This window comes from Ignatzschineria sp. PL_is040 (assembly GCF_055813795.1).
The window spans coordinates 1-821 of record NZ_JBVPGU010000034.1; the positions used below are offsets into that span (position 1 = coordinate 1).

Sequence of the window (821 nt, forward strand, 5' to 3'; positions counted from 1 at the left end):
GGGCACTGTTGCAAATAGTCGGTGGTGATAAACTTATCATCCCCTTTTGCTGATGGAGCTGCACATGAACCCATTCAAAGGCCGGCATTTTCAGCGTGACATCATTCTGTGGGCCGTACGCTGGTACTGCAAATACGGCATCAGTTACCGTGAGCTGCAGGAGATGCTGGCTGAACGCGGAGTGAATGTCGATCACTCCACGATTTACCGCTGGGTTCAGCGTTATGCGCCTGAAATGGAAAAACGGCTGCGCTGGTACTGGCGTAACCCTTCCGATCTTTGCCCGTGGCACATGGATGAAACCTACGTGAAGGTCAATGGCCGCTGGGCGTATCTGTACCGGGCCGTCGACAGCCGGGGCCGCACTGTCGATTTTTATCTCTCCTCCCGTCGTAACAGCAAAGCTGCATACCGGTTTCTGGGTAAAATCCTCAACAACGTGAAGAAGTGGCAGATCCCGCGATTCATCAACACGGATAAAGCGCCCGCCTATGGTCGCGCGCTTGCTCTGCTCAAACGCGAAGGCCGGTGCCCGTCTGACGTTGAACACCGACAGATTAAGTACCGGAACAACGTGATTGAATGCGATCATGGCAAACTGAAACGGATAATCGGCGCCACGCTGGGATTTAAATCCATGAAGACGGCTTACGCCACCATCAAAGGTATTGAGGTGATGCGTGCACTACGCAAAGGCCAGGCCTCAGCATTTTATTATGGTGATCCCCTGGGCGAAATGCGCCTGGTAAGCAGAGTTTTTGAAATGTAAGGCCTTTGAATAAGACAAAAGGCTGCCTCATCGCTAACTTTGCAACAGTGCC

The 821-nt window shown here is 52.5% G+C and carries 1 protein-coding gene; it reads left to right on the forward strand.

From position 1 onward, the window contains the following. Positions 1–64 precede the first annotated feature (64 nt). Positions 65–769 (forward strand): IS6-like element IS26 family transposase, encoded by a 705-nt coding sequence (locus tag AC0SAP_RS10340; protein WP_001067855.1) that lies wholly within the window; start codon positions 65–67, stop codon positions 767–769. The last annotated feature ends 52 nt before the right edge of the window (positions 770–821 follow it).